Origin of the sequence: Streptococcus sp. GMD1S (assembly GCF_000296875.1) — a bacterium.
Lineage (GTDB): Bacteria > Bacillota > Bacilli > Lactobacillales > Streptococcaceae > Streptococcus.
Window position 1 is genome coordinate 1 of sequence record NZ_AJQY01000245.1, and the last position, 697, is coordinate 697.

General features: G+C 38.9%; 1 protein-coding gene and 1 pseudogene. Both read left to right on the forward strand.

What is annotated here, in order from left to right; all coding sequences use genetic code 11:
• Positions 1-249, forward strand: a pseudogene (locus GMD1S_RS08575) (hydrolase); the annotation flags it as partial.
• 131 nt (positions 250-380) lie between these two features.
• Positions 381-697: DEAD/DEAH box helicase (locus GMD1S_RS08580; RefSeq protein WP_000008639.1), on the forward strand; the 317-nt coding region annotated here is incomplete at its 3' end.

The following is a 697-nucleotide window of genomic DNA, read 5'->3' on the forward strand; positions in this document are numbered from 1 at the left end:
TATCAAGCGATTTTAGCTAGCCCATTAGGATTGCAAGACGCGTTTGAAGTTGCGAAAGAAAGAAGTGGTAGCTATACCGTTCCACCAGAAATTGATGGTTGGAAAGGCAATACCGAGTCACTACGAATCGACTACGTCTTTACGACCAAAGAGTTAGAAGTAGAGAGTTTACAAGTAGTTTTTGATGGACAAAATAGTCCACAAGTCAGTGATCACTATGGTTTGAATGCTGTATTGACCTGGAAATAATGAAAGAGGTTGGAATCAGAGGTTCCAACCTTTTAATCTATTCGAATCTTTACTACAGGACTGAGACTCAAATGGGACTACTGCAATAGGATAAAATATGGTATAATTGAAAGGATAGAATCGAGGATAGTATGTCATTTAAGAAATTTCAATTTAAAAATTATATAGTAGAAGCCTTGGAGGAGTTAAAGTTTACGACTCCAACAGAGGTACAAGAAAAATTAATTCCTATTGTACTGGCAGGTCGTGATTTGGTGGGCGAGTCAAAAACTGGTTCAGGAAAGACTCATACTTTCTTGTTACCCATTTTCCAGCAATTAGATGAAACTAGCGATAGTGTGCAAGCAGTCATTACTGCTCCAAGTCGTGAGTTGGCTACTCAAATCTACCAAGCAGCTCGTCAGATTGCAGCTCACTCAGATGTCGAAGTTCGTGTGGTTAATTATGT